Genomic DNA, 19,058 nt, shown 5'->3' with positions numbered 1-19,058 from the left:
TGTCTGATCCAAGCCATGGAGAAATTTCTCCATGGCCCTTTTGGTTATAAAATCATCCTATTATGGATCCGTTATAAACCTGCCGCCCTGCCTGGGGCCTCTGAACAGGGAAATGGCCGTCTCATCTGCATGGCCAGTTCCGCCCCATACTCCTTAGCCAGCTGTATAAAATACCGGGATGCCTCGTTTAAATGGGTATTCTTGCGGTAAGTGATGTAGGTGGTCCAGCTGATGGGAGGGGAGAGACGGAACCAGGACACAGCATCACGGTCCGGGCTGCACAGGGCTCTGGAAAAGGGCAGGACGGTACAGCACAGGCCGGTGGCAGCCAGCTTTACCAGGGCGTGGTTCATGCCTGTCTCGATCAATATCTTGGGCTGGTATCCGGCCGCGGCAAAGGCCGGGTCAATGATGCCGCGCATGGTGGAATTGGGGAACATCAGGGCAAAGGTATCCTCCTTAAAGAGCTTTAGATCCATAAAGGGCATGGGTTCCCCTGGGGCGGCGCACTGACCGGCACAGGGATGGGTTTTTGGCACTCCCAGGATCATCTCCTCCTGGTACAGGGGGATGTATTCCAGATTGACCTTGTCCTGCTCACCCAGCATGACCAGGCCAAAATCCAGCTTACCTGCGGCGATCATGCTGTGCTGCTCAGCCACATAGCGCTCCAGCAGATGAAAGTTAATGCCCGGATACTGCCGGTTGAATTTGGGAAAAACAAAGGTGAACAGGTCAATACCGTGTTCCAGGGTCAGCCCTAAGGTGATCTCGCCCACGGTGTTGTTTTTCATATCAGACAGGATATTGTAAGTATTCTTTTTGATCTTCATGATCTCACGGGCATTTTCCACGTAGATCCTGCCTGCCGCGGTCACCTGCAGATGGTGCTTATCCCTGTAGAACAGCTGGATCCCCAGTTCCTGTTCCAGCTTGATCAGCTGCTGATTCAGGCCGGACTGTGTGATGAAAAGGGATTCCGCTGCCTTGGAAATGCTGCCGTGGTCTGCAATTGCGATCATATATTCCAGCTGTCTTAATTCCATAAAAACTCCTTCGCACTTTTACTACTATCCGATATAATTACTCTTAAGTTCACTTCTTACTACTCTGCTATTATAATAAAAACATATCAAAAAGTCAGTACTATTTCATGAAAATGTACAAATCAAAAGAAAAGGGGTATAATATGTTAGGTATTGTAGGGCTGGTCTGTGCTGTCGTGGCCGTTATTTTCCTGATCTGGAAAAACTGGCACATGGCCATTGTGTCTTTAGTGGGCGCTATTATTGTGATCGTATTTAATGGAATGAATCCCGTGTCCGCCATCACTGAGAATTTTATGACCGGGATGAGCGGGTTTGCCGGGAGCTGGTTCCTGCTGTTCATGCTGGGATCCATATTCGGCAAGGTAATGGGGGAAAGCGGCGCATCCGTGGGGATAGCGGGCAGTTTATTAAAGCTTTTGGGGGATAAGTCAGTGGTCCTGGTCATTATGATTACCGGATTAGTGCTGTCCTATGGAGGAATCGGAACTTTTATCATTGCATTTTCCGTGTATCCCATTGCAGTCGCCCTGTTCCAGAAAGCGGATATACCGAAGAAACTGATCGTGGCAACCATCATGGTGTGTCCGGTGACCGTGTGTATGGCCATGCTTCCAGGTTCACCGTCCACGCAGAATCTGCTGCCCACTACATATTTTAACACAACGGCTTACGCGGGAGCCAAGATCGGCATTATCTGCTCCGTGCTCATGTTTGCGGCAGCTTATCTTTACCTGAACTGGCAGATCAAGGCCGCAAAGGCAAACAATGAACACTTTGTGGCAAGCCCGGGGGAAAACATCATGGATCTGCAGTCCGTGGAGCAGGGAAAGACGCCTGAGGTGTGGAAATGCTATGTTCCCATCGTTGTCCTCCTGGCCGCCATGTTCGGTTTCCAGAAGCTGACCGCCATGCCCTCCACATACGCGGTGTCATGCGCCATGATCCTGGCCATTGTGATCGGATGCATCCTTTATAAGGATAAGCTGGATATCCAGTCAGCCATCAATGACGGCGCCTCAGGCGGCCTGGGCGCACTGATCGCCACCTCCTCCATCATGGGATTTGGAAGCGTGGTATCCGCTTCACCGGCTTACGGGATCGTCACGGACGCTCTGGTGAACATGAACATCGGGCCTCTGGCCACGGCTCTTATTTCCATCAACGTGATCGCGGCCATCACAGGTTCGTCCGCAGGCGGACTGAATATTTTCCTTTCCAGCATGGGCGGATATCTGGCTTCCACCGGACTGAACACAGCCATGCTTCACCGGGTGGTATGTATTGCCTCCTCGGGCTTTGACGCAATGCCCCATGCCTCCGGCATGGTGGTGTGCAACCAGATCGCCAAGACTTCCCAGAAGGATACATATAAGCATGTGTTCATTACCTGTGCGATCATGCCGTTCTGCTGTGCCATCCTGGCCTGCGTCCTCGGCACCATGGGAATTATCTGACAGAGGTGACATTATGAAAGCTGATTTTATCATTCGGGGCGGCAGGGTCATGGACCCTGTCACGGCCACCGACCAGATTCGGGACGTAGTTGTCTCAAATACAAGAATTATAGACCCCCAGGGGGAAATGGTGGAATGTGACCATGTGATCGATGCATCAGGCTGTATTGTGGCTCCGGGCCTTATTGACTTCCATACCCATATTTTCTATGAGGGAAGCGGCACCTGCCTGCGCCCTGATTTCATGATCTCCCAGGGGACCACGGCTGCCGTGGACGCGGGAACCGCAGGAACGGTTACCTATGAGGCATTTTATAAATCCGTGATCGCCCAGTCCACGGTCAGGATAAAAAGCTTCCTGACCACATTTTCAGGAGGACAGCTGGATTTTAAGCTGTGCGAAGATTTTGATCCCTGCCTGATCAACCTTCCCAGGATGGAGCGGGTCATTGACAAATACCGGGACAATATCCTGGGACTTAAGATCCGTCTGTCAAAGGGCGTGGTGCCTGATGATAAGGGGCTTGAATACCTGAAGCGGATCGTAGACCTTGCGGAGGAACTGGACAATAAGCTGGGGACCTCCCTCAGGGTCTGCGTCCACACCACCAACGCACCCATTACAGCCGGCGAACTGGCTCAGTGCCTGCGTCCGGGGGATATTTTCTGCCACTGCTACCAGGGCGCGGGCAATACCATTGTCACGGAGGACGGAGGGATATCACCCCTTGTGCTGGAAGCAAGGAAGCGGGGAGTGATCTTCGATGCCGCCAACGGCAGGGGGAACTTTGGGGTGGATACAGCCAGACGGGCTCTGGCAGCCGGGTTCCTTCCCGACATCATCAGCTCCGACCTGACCCTGGATAAGTTTAATATACCGCCCTATGCCAAAAACCTCCTTTTTGTCATGGCAAAATACAGGACCTTGGGCATGGAACTGATGGATATCCTCAGGGCAGTGACCGCGGTGCCTGCCAGGATCATGGGGATGGAGGGTAAGATCGGTACGTTAAAGCCGGGAGCGGATGCGGATATTGTTATCCTGAAGCAGAAGGATCTGAGCTTTACTCAAAAGGATTTCCGGGATGAGGAACTGACAAGCCATGAGCTCCTGGTTCCCCAGATGACCATGTGCGCAGGGGAGATCAACTTCTGCCAGTCGGATTTCTTCCTATAATTATAGGAGCTTTCTGGAAAAGATAGAAACTAAGTAACAGTTACAAAGATCATACAAAAAGACCGGGCTGTATTTGTCTGAAAGGCATGAAATTGTCTAAAAGGCATAAAAACAGCCCGGTCTTTTATGAAACTATATCCCCCCTTGTTACAGATTCGTCTTTCCATTTAATTTTACCTATGATAAAATAGAAGGTACGCTGGTCAATTGTAATACCAGAGCTATTGACATTTGGAGACTGTGATGATATAAATAAAACCATACTAAATTACTATGAATAGTGTGCTTGATCGGGAGGACGAATTATGAAGAATACAACAGGAGTGGCAAAGCGGTGTGTTTCCCTGGCATTGGCCGCGGTTATGGCATTGTCCCTGGCCGGCTGTAAGGGAAAGGCAAATGAAGGTATACAGGCAGAGGGCGGTTCGGCGCCAGCCCAGACAGGGGCGGTGGGGGAGAAGATCGTAAACATTGGTGTGACAAGCTCCCTGAATACCCTGAATCCTCTTTTGATGGACGGGGTGGAGATGAACAAATACGCCACAGGCCTTATGTTCCTTCCGCTGATGGACCTGGATAAGGATATGAATTTTGAGGGAATGCTGGCTGACTCCATCACGGCGGAGGATGGCAGCAACTTCCTGGTGCATATTGATGATCAGGCTGTCTGGTCCGATGGAACCCCGGTGACCGCAGATGATGTGATTTATACGGCCCTGCGTATCTGCAGCCCTGTTATTGGGAATGTGGCCATGATGTACTATGTATTTGAGGGCGTGGGCGATGACGGATTTGTGGAGGCGGGAGCCGACCATGTGGAGGGCATCACCAAAGTGGATGACAAGACCGTGCGCTTTACCACCAAGGCACCCATGTCCCTGATCACATTTAAAGCATCCTATGCCCGGTATCTCATGCCCCTTCCAAAGCATGTGATCGAGAATATCAGCGAGGAAAATCTTATGTCAGACCCCTGGTTCAACAAGCCGGATGTGGTCAGCGGACCTTACAGGGTAACTGAATTTGACCGGGATCACTATGTGGCCTATGAGGCTAATAAGGATTACTGGAAGGGAGCGCCTAAGATCGACCGTCTGAACATTAAGATCGTGGAGGGAAGCCAGCTCTATGCAGGCCTTAAGTCAGGGGAGATCGATGTGACCCAGAATACCATGAGCTCCATTCCCCTGGAGGATTATGAGAGCGTCCAGTCCCTGGAGAATGTGAATGTGTCCTTTGGCGATCCTATCACCAACCAGTCCGTATTTATCCGCACATCCAACATACCGGATGCAAAGGTCCGCCAGGCCATGCTGTACGCCATTGACCGCCGGCAGATCCTGGACCAGCTGTTAAAGGGCAATGGGGAGGTATCGGAAGGATTCCTGTCCTCTGCCAGCCCCTACTTTGATGAGTCCATCACTCCTGTGACCTATGATCCGGAGAAGGCAAAGACCCTTTTGGAGGAGAGTGGCTGGGACAAAAATAAGACCATTAAGTTCTGCATTGATTCAGGTGACAGCACTTTTGTCAACGCCGCTTCTGTCATTGCGGCGCAGTGGGCGGCCGTGGGGATCAAGGCGGATATCCAGACCATGGATATAAACACACTCCTTGGCAATGCTAACAAAGGAGATTTTGACGTGATGGCAGTGCAGTACACCTACCCGCCGGTAGATCCCTACGCAGATGTTGCATGGCTTCTGGGCGGTGAGGGCAGCTGGACGGAATACAGCAATGATAAGGTGAATGAGGCACTGTCCAAGGTGCAGCTTTCCAGCGATATCGGTGAGCTGAAGGGGCTGTACTCCATTATAGATAAGCAGGTACAGGAGGATGTACCCATGTTCTCGGCCTATATCATCAAAACCATGGCGGCTGTTAATAAGCGCCTCACAGGTGCGGAGCCCAGCGTATACGGGTTCCTGAACCATGTGGAGCAGTGGGATATAGCCCAGTAAGCCAATTGAATCGCTTATGACTGAATCCCGGGGGGCGTTACGCTCTCTGGGTATTCTTGATTCAGATGGACGGAGGAGGAATATCCGGTGCCCATAAGGGAATACCCGGCAGATGGAAGAGGAATACCCGGTGCCGGCAGGAGAAAATTTACAGTACGCAGTAGAAATGAGGAAATATTATGTCGCATATCCTGGAAGTCTCGGATCTGGAAGTTACATTTTCCGGGGATGGAGGAAAAAATATCAGCGTAGACCATGTGGATTTCTATGTGGATCCAGGTGAGGTGGTCTGTATCGTGGGGGAATCCGGCTGTGGGAAAAGTGTCACCTCCCTGTCCGTTATGGGGCTTTTGGGACGTGGCGGCAAGGTTACGTCCGGCAGGGTGATGTTTGAAGGAAGGAACCTTCTGGAACTGACTGAGAAGGAGCTGGACCAGGTCAGAGGGGACAGGCTCACTATGATATTCCAGGATCCCCTGACTTCCCTGAACCCTGTGTTTACAATAGGAAACCAGATGACGGAGAGCATCCGCATCCACATGGGTCTTGGCAAAGAGGAGGCAAAAGCACGGGCACTGATGCTGCTGAAAAGGGTGGGCCTTCCAGGCGCCGACTCCGTGATGAAGCGGTACCCCCATCTCCTTTCGGGCGGTATGAGGCAGAGAGTAATGATCGCCATGGCGCTGTCCTGCAATCCATCCCTTCTCATCGCGGATGAACCAACCACTGCCCTGGATGTGACCATCCAGGCCCAGATCATGGATCTTATCCTGGAATTGAGGGAAGAATTGGGGATGAGCGTGCTTTTGATCACCCATGACATGGGGCTGGTTGCCCAGATGGCTGACCGCGTGCTGGTAATGTATGCGGGACAGATGATCGAGCAGGCCCCTGTGCTGGAATTGTTTGACCATCCGGCCCACCCCTATACCAGGGCGCTTCTGCGCTCAGTGCCGGAGATCCGGGACGGAAAGGAACGGGTCCTGGAATCCATTGAGGGCATTGTGCCGGAACAGTATGATTCCATTATGGGATGCAGATTTGCGGACCGGTGTCCATACAGACAGGATATCTGCCGGTATCCTCAGACAGCGGAGGAGATCAGGGCCGGGCATCGGGTGAGATGCTGCCGCGTAAAGGAGGTTGAGGAAAATGCCGCTGAATCATGAAGTGCCTCTTTTGCAGGTAGAGAATCTGAAAAAATATTATTCCGCCAAAAGCGGGATGTTTTCCCGCAGTTCGGGGGAGATCAGGGCAGTGGACGGAGTGTCCTTTTCCCTGTATAAAGGCGAGACCCTGGGGCTGGTTGGAGAATCCGGCTGCGGCAAGTCCACCCTGGGCCGCCAGATCGTGGGGCTGGAGCGCCCCACCGGAGGCAGGGTCCTGTATCAGGGAAAGGATCTGGCCAATATAAGCGCCGGCCAGATGCGGTCCATACGCACACAGCTGCAGATGGTGTTCCAGGACTCCTACTCATCCCTGAACCCCAGGAAGCATATATATGAAATCCTGTCAGAGCCCATGCTGTACCATGGACTTGCAGATAAGAGCACCATACACAGGGAGGTGGAACGGCTGCTGGACATGGTGGGACTTCCCCAGAATGCCCTTGGCCGTTACCCACATGAATTTTCAGGCGGCCAAAGGCAGAGGATCGGCATTGCCAAGGCCCTTTCATTAAAACCACAGTTGCTGATCTGCGATGAGCCGGTGAGCGCCCTGGACGTGTCCATCCAGGCCCAGATCCTGAACCTTCTTAAGGAGCTGCAGCAGGAACTGAACCTGACCTGCATTTTTATCGGCCATGGACTGGGTGCGGTCAACTATGTGAGTGACCGTATCGCAGTCATGTACCTGGGGCAGATCGTGGAACTGGCGGACAGCCGGGAACTGTTTGAGCATCCCCAGCATCCATATTCCAAGGCGCTGTTTGATGCGGTGCCCCTGGCTGATCCAAGAACCAGAAAGAGGCGTGGAAAAGGCATTATTGAGGGGGAGGCGGAGTCCGAGACAGGACCGGCGGACGGATGTCCCTTTTATCCCAGATGTCCGCGCCGCACCGGAGAGTGCGCGGATGCGGACATGGTTCTTCAGTCCGCACCCGTGGGAAGCAGGCATCTTGTATCATGTATCCATACAATCGGGGGCGGGGGCCGTGTAATCCAGGGAGGAGTGAGCTGATATGACAAAATACATTATAAAGCGCCTTTTGATCGCTCTGCCCACCCTGATCGGCATCACCATCATTGATTACGCCATCATGTGCTTTGCGGGAAGCCCTCTTGAGATGATGCAGGGCGCCCGTATCTCCCAGGCGGCCGTGGCGGCCAAGGAGGCGGCGCTGGGGCTGGACCAGCCCTTTTATATCCAGTATCTCGTATGGCTGGGACAGCTGCTCCAGGGAAACATGGGATACTCCATTAAATCCTATGAGGCGGTCAGCGCCATGATAGGAAGCCACCTGGGGCCAACCCTGCTTCTCATGGGCGTGTCCCTGATCGTAAGCCTGATCATGTCGGTTCCGGCCGGAATATACAGCGCCATCCACCAGTATTCCAAGGGGGACTATGCTGTGGTGACCGCTTCTTTTTTCGGAAGCAGCATACCCGGCTTTTTCCTATCCCTGCTGCTGGTCTATATTTTCACTGTAAACCTGGGTATACTGCCATCAGGAGGCATGGTCACCCTGGGAACCTCCGGGGGCGCCGCGGATGTGGCGGCCCATATGGTGATGCCCGTGCTGGTGCTCTCCGTGTCCATGGCAGGGACCAACATACGGTATATCCGCAGCGCGGTGCTGGAGATCCTCCAGCAGGACTATCTCCGGACAGCCAGGGCCAAAGGGATTGGAAGGCCAAGGGTCATATACAAGCACGCCCTGCGCAATGCCCTGGTGCCGATTGTGACAGTGATCGGAATGCAGATCCCCGTCCTGTTCGGAGGGGCCGTGATCGTGGAGCAGCTCTTTTCCTGGCCCGGTCTTGGGCTGATGACCATGAGCGCCATCCTTAACAGGGACTATCCCGTGATCATGGGTGTATGCCTGCTGTCTGCCGTGGTAGTGCTTGTGGCAAATCTGGTAACGGACATTGTGTATGCCATTGTGAATCCGGCCATCCAGTACGAGTAGTGGTTAACAGGAGTTAAACAGATAGAATGAAAAAAGATAAAGTTACATTAAATGATGAAATTGGAAGAGAAAATTACTGGCAGACCGTATGGCGCAGGTTCCGCCACCACCGGCTGGCCTGTTTCAGCCTGGCTGTCCTGGCTGTTATCTGCACCGCGGCCGTGCTGGCCCCGATCATAGCACCCTATGACCCTGAGGAGATCGCAGGGCCTTTCGGCGCTGCTCCCAGCCTTAAGTTTATCCTTGGCACGGATCAGATCGGGCGGGATATGTTCAGCCGCCTTTTGTACGCCACCAGGATCTCCCTTCTGGTAGGCGTGCTGGCCACTGCCATATCAACGGCCATCGGAGTCATACTGGGACTGCTGGGCGGATACTTTGGGGGATGGCTGGACATTGCCATCATGCGCTTTACGGACATGGTGATGTCCTTCCCCTATATCCTTCTGGTGCTGGTGGCGGCCGCCATCTTTGAGCCTGGCCTTTGGAGCATTATCCTGATCCTGGGATTTGTGGACTGGCCCGGCATCGCCCGCCTGGTGAGGGGCAATGTGCTGAGCCTTCGGGAGACCAATTTTGTAAAAGGCAGCATTGTGGCGGGGATGCCCACGCGGCATATCCTGTTCTCCGAGATTCTGCCCAACACAGTGGCTCCCATCCTGGTATACGCCACCTCTGTTATGGCCCTGTCCATGCTGGACGAGGCGTCCCTAAGCTTTCTCGGCATGGGCGTACAACCCCCGGCAGCCAGCCTGGGCAATATGTTAAACAGCGCCCAGTCCCTTACGGTGCTGACCAGACAGCCATGGCTCTGGATCCCTCCGGGGCTTTTAATCGTGATCCTTGTGGTGGCCATCAACTTTGTGGGGGATGCGCTCCGGGACGCCCTGGACCCATCCGCGGTCATGACCATCCGCAGACCGGCGTCCGCCGGCGGATCAAGCTCCAGTGGTAAATCAGCATCCACCCGGGAAAAAGGAGAGATTGCAGAATGAACCGGTATATAGAGAAGAAACACGTTATCCATACATTTTCCCCGGACCATGTGCCTGCTGCAAGCGCCGGACCCGGGGAAACCCTTATATTTGAGACATATGACTGCCATATGGGGCAGCTTCTGAGGGAAGGGTCTGACTTTGACCATATGGACAAAAGCCTGGCCAATCCGGCCACCGGACCGGTATATATAGAAGGGGCCTGTCCTCAGGATATACTGCGCCTGGCAATCAGGAATATAGAGCTGGACCAGGTGGGGATCCTGGACAAGGGACCCACGGCAGGGGCGCTGAAGGAGCATTTCCCCGAATATATCATCAGACGGCTTCCTGTAAAGGACGGCATGGTCCATTACGGACATCTTCAGATCCCGGTCCGCCCTATGATTGGCGTTATCGGCACCGCCCCCAAAGGGCATGCGGTGAGCACACTGGCGCCCGGGGATCATGGAGGCAACATGGACTGCACCAGCATTGGGCCCGGCGCGGTACTGTACCTTCCGGTCCGGGTGCCCGGCGCCCTTCTGGCAATGGGAGACCTGCATGCGGTGATGGGTGACGGCGAGTGCGGAAACTGCGGCGTGGAGACCGGCGGCCGGGTCACGGTCCAGGTGGATGTGGTAAAAAACCATCCCATCCCATGGCCGCTGGTGGAGACAGGGGATCGCTGGATCGCCATTGCCTCCCGGGAAAACGTGGATGAGGCATGCCAAAAGGCCGCGGACCAGATGTTTACGTTCCTGACTGTTGAAGCAGGGCTTTCTAAGCTGGATACGGGAATGCTTATTGACATGCTGGGAAACCTGGTGGTGTGCCAGATCGTAAATCCCCAAAAGACAGTGCGCCTGGAAATGCCCAAATGGCCCTTGGAAAAGCTGGGGTTTTATGGATTTGCTGATCAGGAATCCATTACCCGGACCCGGGGCTTAAAGGGAGAACAGGAGGTCCGTCCATGACCATTCACCAGATGGAATGCTTTCTGGAAGCGGCCAAGACCCTTAACTTTACAGAGGCGGCCAGCCGGCTTTATATTTCCCAGCAGGGGCTCAGCCGCCAGATCGCCTCGCTGGAAAAGGAGCTGGAACTGCGCCTGTTTGACAGGACCACTAGGGATGTGCGCCTTACAAGGAGCGGGGAGCTGCTTTTATGGCGTTGGAAGGATATACCAAAGGAGATAAGCGACTCCGTGGACATGGCCAGGGAAGAAGGGGAGCGGGCCAAGAGCAGGATCAATGTGGCAGTGGTGGGAATGAACGGGATCATAGAAAAAGCGGGCAATCTGCTGGCCGACTACATGGCCGTTGACCCTGACACGGAATTTGAGATCAGTGAGTTTACCAGCATCAAGGATATGACAACCGGAAACCCGGATCTTATGATGACGGTCAGCTTCCTGCCCACCCATGAGCAGCTGAGGGAGAAATACGGTGTGCTGTGCATAGGGAAACTTCCCCTGTACTATGTGGTATCCAGGAAAAATCCCCTGGCAGACAAGGAGGAGGTATCCATAGAGGATTTTAGGGGGGAGACCATGCTCTGCCTGTACAAGAACTTTTTCGCAGGCGCGGAGATGCATCTGTTTGAACTGTTGTCAAAACAGGAGCATGTGCTGCAAAAAGCCCGTTTTTATGAGAATGTCAACAGCCTGGAACTGGCTTTGATCGCAAATGAAGGGATCCATATCAGTTTTAAGGAGTTTTATCACAATTATGGGGACCGCCTGAAACTGTTCCCCCTTCCCGATGCCGAGAACCAGGTGAATGCCAGTGTGCTTATGGTGTGGCGGAAGGAAAACGAGAAGAGGTTTGAAAATTTTATTAAATATTTGAAAAAACTTTATAATTAACAACATATGGTTGTTAATTATCCGCATTTTGATGTTAGACAAAAGAGGGTGTCACTGTCTAAAATACTAGATGGTTGGTTTGATAAAAGGTATTTATGGTCGGGGAAAGGTGGTAGCTGCAGCAGCCCATTTCCCCTGTTTTTTATCTCAAGCTATGAATGAATCTAAAAATAATAAAGGTTATGAAAGGAAAGAGGAGAAGATGAAAAAGGCAAAGATGCGTATTATCTGGGGAATCATTATTGTGGCGATCGCTGCATTTTTGATTGTCCGCATTTTCAGGAAAGAAGAACCTGTTGCCCCCACCCCTGACCCGGTGGTCATGGTACAGCCGCCGGCTATGGGCAATATAGAGTTGACGACCAATCTGGTAGGTACTATTGAACCGGCGGATATTGTCTACATATATCCAAAGGCAGGTGGTGACGTTACCGCCGTCAACGTAAAGGCAGGGGATACAGTGGCAGCCGGACAGGTGCTGGTTGAGATCGATACCAAGCAGGTGGCCACGTCCAAGAATGCCATGGATACCGCCAAGGTAGCCTGGGATGATGCCGTGTCCACATTAAACCGCATGGCGCCCCTTCACGCTTCCGGGTTTGTATCTGACAAAGAATTTGAGGGATACCAGACAGCCGCAGAGGCAAAGCGCCTTCAGTATGAATCAGCTAAGATCGGATATGAGACACAGATGGAATTCAGCCATGTAACATCCCCTATTAACGGCCGGGTGGAACAGCTGAATGTAGAGCTTCACGATACGGTGGGGTCCTCCATGCAGATGTGTGTCATTGCCGGGGAAAGCGGCAATAATGTGACCTTTTATGTGACGGAGAAGGTGAAAAACAATCTGAGCCTGGGTGCTCCTGTTACCGTGACAAAGGAAGGAAATCAATATGGCGGCTCTGTTGTTGAGATCAACAATATGGCCGAGGCATCCGTGGGCCTTTTTAAGGTAAAGGCATCGGTGGATGATCAGGAGACCATGGCTCCGGGAACCAGTGTGGAGATCCAGGTTCCATCTGCTTCCGCCAGGAATGTGATGCTCATTCCCAACCACTGCGTTTATTACAAGTCAGGGGATGCGTATGTCTATACATATGACCAGGCAGAGGGCGTGATCCATGAAGTGCCGGTGGAAGTGGGCATATTTGACAGCGAGAATATCTCTGTGCTTTCAGGGCTTACCCTGGATGATATGGTGCTTACCACATGGACCTCCGAATTAAAGGAGGGAACAAAGGTAACCCTGGACACGGGAGCCGGCGAAGATGCCGGACAGACGGATGAAGCTGAAAGTCCAGCCGCAGACACAAGCGCAGCACAGTAGAAGGAGGCAGCAAAATGGGCTTAACGAAACTTGTCTTAAAAAGACCGGTCAGTACGGTTCTTGCAATCCTGTGCCTGATTGTGTTCGGTTTATCCTCGGTGATGAAGTCACCTTTGGAGTTAATGCCGGATATGAACATGTCCATGATGATTGTTATGACTGTCTATGCCGGAGCCAGCCCTGATGATGTCAATGAGCTGGTTACAAAACCCATAGAGGACAGGGCCAGTACCCTTAGCGGTCTGGATACCATTTCTTCCCAGTCCAAGGAAAATATGTCCATCGTCATGCTCAAATATGACTATGGAACAGATATGAATGATGCTTATGACGACCTGAAAAAGCAGATGGATCTTGCCAAGGCGGAACTGCCGGACGATGCTGATGATCCCATAATGCTGGAACTGAATACCAGCATCATGCCCAATGTGATCATGGCAGTCAGCCATGGCGAGGATGATGACCTATATAACTATGTAAATAATAACCTGGTTCCTGAATTTGAAAAATTGTCTTCCGTGGCTGAGGTATCCCTTGTGGGAGGCGCCCAGAAACATATCAAGGTCGTGCTGATGCCTGAAAAGCTGAAGCAGTATGGGGTGACCATGAACTCCATTGCAGGCGACATCACAGGCGCTGACCTTACATACCCTGCGGGCGATACCGAGGTTGGAGACCAGAAACTGGCGGTTTCCACAGAGCAGCCCTTTGAGACTATGGAGAGCCTGAAGGATATTCCCCTTACTGTTTCGGGCGGGAATATCGTGTACCTGGGGGATGTGGCTGAGATCTATATGGGCGCGGACGATATGGAAAGTATTGCGCGTTATAAGGCTGAGAACGGGGTGCCCGAGGACATCGTGGCACTTACGGTCAGCAAGCAGCAGGACGCAGCCACCCTTACCGTATCCAAAGATGTGAGCAAGGTAGTGGAGCAGGTCACCAAGCTGGATCCAAATCTCCAGATTACGGTAGTCAATGATGATAAGGATTCCATCATGTCATCACTGAGTTCCGTTATTGAAACCATGATCCTGGCCATCATTATATCCATGGTCATTATCTGGTTGTTCTTCGGGGATCTGAAGGCTTCGCTGATCGTAGGAAGTTCCATACCTGTGTCTATTCTGGCGTCCCTAATATTGATGCAGCTTATGGGCTTTAGCCTGAACGTTATCACCCTAAGCGCCCTGGTGCTGGGTGTTGGTATGATGGTGGATAACTCCACGGTTGTGCTGGAGAGCTGTTTCAGGGCCACGGACGACACTGGCTTTAAGGAATATTCCAAGGCTGCCTTAACAGGAACCGGGGTTGTGTATCAGTCGGTTATCGGTTCCACACTGACCACCTGCGTGGTATTCCTTCCATTGGCTATGCTTGGAGGAATGACAGGCATGATGTTCCGGCCTCTGGGCTTTACCATTGTGTTCTGTATGACGGCTTCCCTTATATCAGCTATCACGGTGGTTCCGCTGTGCTACATGATCTATAAACCCATTGAGAGAAGTTCAGCGCCATTCTCAAGGCCTGTGGAAAAAATGCAGGCAGCTTACAGGAATATCATGAAAAAGATATTAAAGAAGCGCGGCCTCATTATGCTGGCGTCCGTACTGCTGCTGGCATTCTCATTCCTTCTTGCCAAGAACCTGGATACAGAGCTTATGGCAGAGGACGACCAGGGTCAGATCACCATAACCGCGGAAGTAAAACCCGGTATGAAGATTGCTAAGATAGACCAGATCATGAAAGAGATCGAAGGGATCGTATCCCAGCATCCTGATGTGGAATCCTATTTCACCATGGCGGGAAGCTCCGGACTGAGCATGAGTTCCGACCCCAATATTTCTGTTTATCTGAAAAAAAACAGACATATGGAAACGGATGAGGTGGTAAAACTCTGGAAGCAGCAGCTGGCAGGGATACCGGATACCAATATAACAGTGGAGGCTTACTCGCAGGTGAGCGCCATGATGGGTTCTGACAATGATTATACGGTAGAGCTCCAGAGTACCAATTATGATGATTTAAAGGCAGTCAGCGATAAGATCGCCGCCCAGCTCAGCGACAGGCCTGAACTGACAAAAGTGCACTCATCCCTGGAAAATGCAGCGTCAGTTGTCAAGGTTACTGTAAACCCCATCAAAGCCAGGGCAGCGGGGCTGACTCCGGCGCAGATCGGCGGGACCCTTAACAATATGCTCAGCGGCGTGACCCCTACCACCATGAATATCAATGGTGATGATGTGGATGTAAAGGTGGAGTATCCAAAGGACCGTTATAAGACCCTGGATCAGGTGGAGAGCATCACTCTGCAGACATCCTCAGGCAAATCTGTGGCACTGACGGATGTGGCTGATATCCGCTTTGCGGACAGCCCGGCATCCATCACCAGACAGGATAAACAGTACCGTGTGACCATCAGCGGTATTTATACGGAGAATTCAACCAAGGAGACAAAAGGACAGCTTCTGACAGATGTGGTGATGCCCAATGTGAGCGGAACCGTAAGTATTGCCCAGAACTCCCAGGAGGAGTCCATGGCAACCGAGTTCGCCGCCCTGTTCCAGGCCATTGCACTGGCGATCTTCCTGGTATTTGTGGTCATGGCAGCGCAGTTTGAGTCACCCAAGTTCTCCATCATGGTTATGACCACCATCCCCTTCTGCCTTATAGGTGCCTTCGGGCTTTTGTGGATCGCGGACAGCGCCATCAGTATGACGTCCCTGTTGGGCTTCCTTATGCTGGTTGGTACGGTTGTCAACAATGGTATCCTCTATGTGGATACCGTAAACCAATACCGGCGGGATATGGATCTGAATACTGCCCTGATCGAGGCGGGCGCCACCCGTTTAAGGCCGATCCTCATGACCACCCTGACCACGGTTGTTTCCATGGTTCCAATGGCTATGGCCCTTGGAGACAGCGGAAGCACCACCCAGGGCCTTGCACTTGTTAATATCGGCGGTCTGACCGCGTCCACCATTCTGTCACTGCTTATGCTTCCTGCATATTACAGTCTCATGAACGGAGGCGGAAAGAAGCGTGTGATTATTTCAGATTAATTAATAAAAAAGACATGGGCTGGAGGATCAGCTCATGTCTTTTTTTGCAGCGTTGGAATCATTGCCTCGGTGATGATCTATACCATATTAATGAAAGTATGGCCGGTAAAAGCGGTAAATTCAGGAGGTGCTTATGAGAAAGTATAAAATAACAGCAGCATTGGGGATCGCTATGATGGGAGTCGGTTCATTTGTGACATCCTACGCCTTTTTTCACTGGCAGCCCTAGACCTGTTAAAAAAATGTTAAAAAATTACTGTTTTCAAAATTGAAAAATGATGGTATCATAAAAACAAATGTGGCTGCAGCAAAGGGGGAGGAGATTGCACCTTGGCTCTGCAGCCTATTTTGATACAGAAGATTGTTATTATTATAACAATCCCGATATGAGTAGATTTATAGAAGTTTTTGTATGATATACAAAAATTTTTAGAATTACTAAAACTTTTTGATGAAAAAGTTAGAAAGTGGATTGCTAAATTTTTAGTCATGGGTTATAATCTATTCATATTGTACAAAAATAATAGGAAAGATATGGACAAATACTAGATAACTTGTCATTTTGCAGTAGAAAAGTATTTGCCATAGTATTCCTGCGGGCTTATCTGCGTAAACTAGGTACATACTCCACGCAGATGTCCTGTGGGATGTCCGGGAAAGAAAGGGGGATTTGGATTGGCCCAGGAGACAATTGATGCAATTCGCCAGGCAGAGGCAGCTGCCGAGTCAGCGGAAAAAGATGCAGTAAAACAGGCGGAAGCAATTGTGGCGGAGGCAAAGGCCCAGGGTGTGCAGTTAAAGGCAGACATGACAAGCGCTGCCAGAGAAGCTGCAGTGCGGGCCGAAGAAGACGCAAAGGCTCAGGGTGAGCAGATGATGCACGCAGCAGGTGCAGAGGAAGTAAAAGAACTGGAAGCCCTGCGCAGTGCCGTAGCCGAGAAACAACAGCAGGCAGTCAAGGTCATTTTATCGGAACTGCTGTAAGGAACGTCCACGATCAAACAATCGCGGAAAGGTCAGGAAGGGAGGCGCTTAAGGTTGGCAGTAGTGCCTATGAAAAAAGTGCTGATCTGCGGCCTGAAAAAGGACCGCAAGGGCACCCTTGAGCTTCTGCAGCGCCAAGGGGTACTGGAAATCAGCAATGTGCTGCAGGAAGATGATATGTTCCAGAAGATGGACGTAACGTCTTCCAAAACCGTATTTGAACGAAACGCCGCCATAGCGGAGCAGGCGATCATGGTCCTGAGCAAGTATGCTCCTGAGGACAAAGGCATGTTATCCTCATTTGCAGGCAGGGAACTCCTGTCAGTGGAAGAGTACGAGGCTAACGCGGTAAACCATGATGAGACTATGAAAAAAGCCTACCGCCTGCAGGATCTGGCAAAACAGATCGGCGAACACAGTGCCATGATTCCGAAGCTGGAACAGCAGATGGAGGCACTGGCGCCATGGAAAAGCTTTGATCTGCCTTTGGACTTTAAGGGAACAAAGAAATCCGTGGCATTCATCGGTTCCATACAGGAAGAGATTTCCCTGGAACAGATCACAGAAAGGCTTGGTGAGCTTGCGCCCCAGGCAGATACCATTGATGTAAACATTGTCAGTGCATCCAAGGAGCAGACCTGTTTATTCATCGTCTGTGCAAAAAAGGATGCGGAGGCAGTTGAGGATGGGTTAAAGAAGCTGAATTTTGTAAAACCTCCCCTCAGCTCACAGGTGCCGGCCAAGCGGCAGCAGCAGCTGGAGGAAGAACTTTCCAAGGTGCGTGCCGAGATCGCGGGAGCCGAGAAGGCGATCGCGGATATGGCGCCTGACAGGGAAGCCCTCAAGTTTGTAATGGACTACTATACCATGCGTGCTGAAAAGTACGGAGTATTAAACGGTCTGGTGCAGTCCAAACGAGTATTTCTTATTACCGGGTATGTTTCAGTGGAAACAGCTCCCAGGCTTGAAAAGCTGCTTCAGGAAAAATACGAAGTAGTGGTCGAGTTTTCCGAACCGGAGGAAAAGGATGATGTTCCGGTTATTCTTCACAATAACAAATTTGCCGAGCCGGTGGAAGGCGTCATTGAGAGCTACAGCCTTCCTGGAAAGGGTGAGATCGACCCGTCCATGGTAGTGGCAACCTTTTATTATGTGCTGTTCGGGCTCATGCTTTCCGATGCGGCCTATGGCCTGATCATGGTGGCCGGCACTGCATACTGCCTTACCAAGTTTAAGAACATGGAAGACGGTATGAAGAAATTCATGAAAATGTTCATGTACTGCGGCATTTCCACTGCGTTCTGGGGCTTTATGTTCGGCAGCTTTTTCGGAGATGCGGTGAACGTGATCGCAACCACATTTTTTAACAGGCCTGACATCAGGCTGGCTCCCATCTGGTTTGAGCCGGTCAGCCTGCCTATGAAAATGCTGGTGTTTGCGTTCGTGTTAGGTATCATCCATCTGTTTACAGGACTGGGGATCAAATTCTATTCCTGTGTGCGGAGCGGAAACCTGGCAGACGGCATCTACGATGCGATTTTCTGGTATATGCTGGTGGGAGGCGGTATCGTTTACCTGCTTACCATGTCCATGTTTACCGATATGCTGGGACTTACCTTCACACTCCCGCCAATCGCCGGGACAGTGGCAGCAGTGCTGGCGGTGATCGGACTCATTGGAATCGTACTTACCAGCGGGCGTGAATCAAAGAGCTGGTTTAAGCGCATCCTTAAGGGCCTGTACGGGGCATATGGGATCACCTCTTATCTGAGTGATATCCTTTCCTACTCCCGTCTGCTGGCACTGGGACTTGCTACCAGCGTTATCTCCACCGTATTTAACAAGATGGGCAGCATGGTAGGGGGCAATATTGCAGGAGCCATTGTATTTATCCTGGTATTCCTCATCGGACACAGCCTGAACCTGGCGATCAACGCCCTGGGCGCCTATGTCCACACAAACCGTCTGCACTATGTGGAGTTTTTTGGAAAGTTTTATGAGGGAGGCGGACGGAAATTTGAACCCTTCGCCATTCACACCAAATATTATAAAGTCAAGGAGGACATTTAG

At 51.6% G+C, this 19,058-nt stretch carries 14 protein-coding genes; 13 read left to right on the top strand and 1 reads right to left on the bottom strand.

Going from position 1 to position 19,058, the window contains the following annotated elements:
• Positions 1–71 precede the first annotated feature (71 nt).
• Positions 72–1,046, bottom strand: coding sequence for a LysR family transcriptional regulator (locus HMPREF9469_RS10215; RefSeq protein ID WP_007861645.1), 975 nt, complete (start codon positions 1,044–1,046; stop codon positions 72–74).
• A 143-nt stretch (positions 1,047–1,189) separates the two neighbouring features.
• On the opposite strand from HMPREF9469_RS10215, the gene HMPREF9469_RS10210 reads away from it, so the two are divergent.
• The 13 genes from HMPREF9469_RS10210 (at position 1,190) to HMPREF9469_RS10150 (ending at position 19,058) form a co-directional block, all read left to right on the top strand.
• Positions 1,190–2,503 (top strand): GntP family permease, encoded by a 1,314-nt coding sequence (locus tag HMPREF9469_RS10210; protein ID WP_007861644.1) that lies wholly within the window; start codon positions 1,190–1,192, stop codon positions 2,501–2,503.
• A gap of 13 nt (positions 2,504–2,516) precedes the next feature.
• A complete protein-coding gene (locus tag HMPREF9469_RS10205; RefSeq protein WP_007861643.1) occupies positions 2,517–3,680 on the top strand; it encodes an amidohydrolase family protein in 1,164 nt (387 codons plus the stop codon).
• A gap of 305 nt (positions 3,681–3,985) precedes the next feature.
• Positions 3,986–5,641 (top strand): ABC transporter substrate-binding protein, encoded by a 1,656-nt coding sequence (locus HMPREF9469_RS10200; protein ID WP_007861642.1) that lies wholly within the window; start codon positions 3,986–3,988, stop codon positions 5,639–5,641.
• 179 nt (positions 5,642–5,820) lie between these two features.
• Positions 5,821–6,810, top strand: coding sequence for an ABC transporter ATP-binding protein (locus HMPREF9469_RS10195; protein WP_007861641.1), 990 nt, complete (start codon positions 5,821–5,823; stop codon positions 6,808–6,810).
• Positions 6,794–7,822 (top strand): ABC transporter ATP-binding protein, encoded by a 1,029-nt coding sequence (locus tag HMPREF9469_RS10190; protein WP_007861639.1) that lies wholly within the window; start codon positions 6,794–6,796, stop codon positions 7,820–7,822. Before HMPREF9469_RS10195 ends, HMPREF9469_RS10190 begins: the two co-directional genes overlap by 17 nt.
• A 1-nt stretch (position 7,823) precedes the next feature.
• Positions 7,824–8,771: an ABC transporter permease gene (locus tag HMPREF9469_RS10185; protein WP_007861637.1), complete on the top strand. Its 948-nt coding sequence runs from the start codon at positions 7,824–7,826 to the stop codon at positions 8,769–8,771.
• 26 nt (positions 8,772–8,797) lie between these two features.
• Positions 8,798–9,766: an ABC transporter permease gene (locus tag HMPREF9469_RS10180; RefSeq protein ID WP_007861634.1), complete on the top strand. Its 969-nt coding sequence runs from the start codon at positions 8,798–8,800 to the stop codon at positions 9,764–9,766.
• A complete protein-coding gene (locus HMPREF9469_RS10175) occupies positions 9,763–10,722 on the top strand; it encodes an acetamidase/formamidase family protein (protein WP_007861632.1) in 960 nt (319 codons plus the stop codon). The genes HMPREF9469_RS10180 and HMPREF9469_RS10175 overlap by 4 nt, the downstream gene beginning before the upstream one ends.
• Positions 10,719–11,612, top strand: a complete 894-nt coding sequence (locus tag HMPREF9469_RS10170; protein WP_007861630.1) for a LysR family transcriptional regulator — start codon at positions 10,719–10,721, stop codon at positions 11,610–11,612. The genes HMPREF9469_RS10175 and HMPREF9469_RS10170 overlap by 4 nt, the downstream gene beginning before the upstream one ends.
• 202 nt (positions 11,613–11,814) lie before the next feature.
• Complete coding sequence (locus tag HMPREF9469_RS10165; RefSeq protein WP_007861626.1) at positions 11,815–12,942, top strand: efflux RND transporter periplasmic adaptor subunit; 1,128 nt, start codon at positions 11,815–11,817, stop codon at positions 12,940–12,942.
• 14 nt (positions 12,943–12,956) lie between these two features.
• A complete protein-coding gene (locus tag HMPREF9469_RS10160) occupies positions 12,957–16,004 on the top strand; it encodes an efflux RND transporter permease subunit (RefSeq protein WP_007861624.1) in 3,048 nt (1,015 codons plus the stop codon).
• Between the two features lie 675 nt (positions 16,005–16,679).
• Positions 16,680–16,988 (top strand): hypothetical protein, encoded by a 309-nt coding sequence (locus tag HMPREF9469_RS10155; RefSeq protein WP_007861620.1) that lies wholly within the window; start codon positions 16,680–16,682, stop codon positions 16,986–16,988.
• Between the two features lie 54 nt (positions 16,989–17,042).
• Positions 17,043–19,058 carry a V-type ATP synthase subunit I gene (locus HMPREF9469_RS10150; protein ID WP_007861618.1) on the top strand — a complete coding sequence of 672 codons (2,016 nt, stop codon included), beginning with the start codon at positions 17,043–17,045 and terminating at the stop codon, positions 19,056–19,058.

Source organism: [Clostridium] citroniae WAL-17108, assembly GCF_000233455.1.
GTDB classification, from domain to species: Bacteria; Bacillota; Clostridia; order Lachnospirales; family Lachnospiraceae; genus Enterocloster; species Enterocloster citroniae.
The sequence above is the reverse complement of the archived record's forward strand: the minus strand, read 5'-3'. Positions and strand labels throughout refer to the sequence as shown.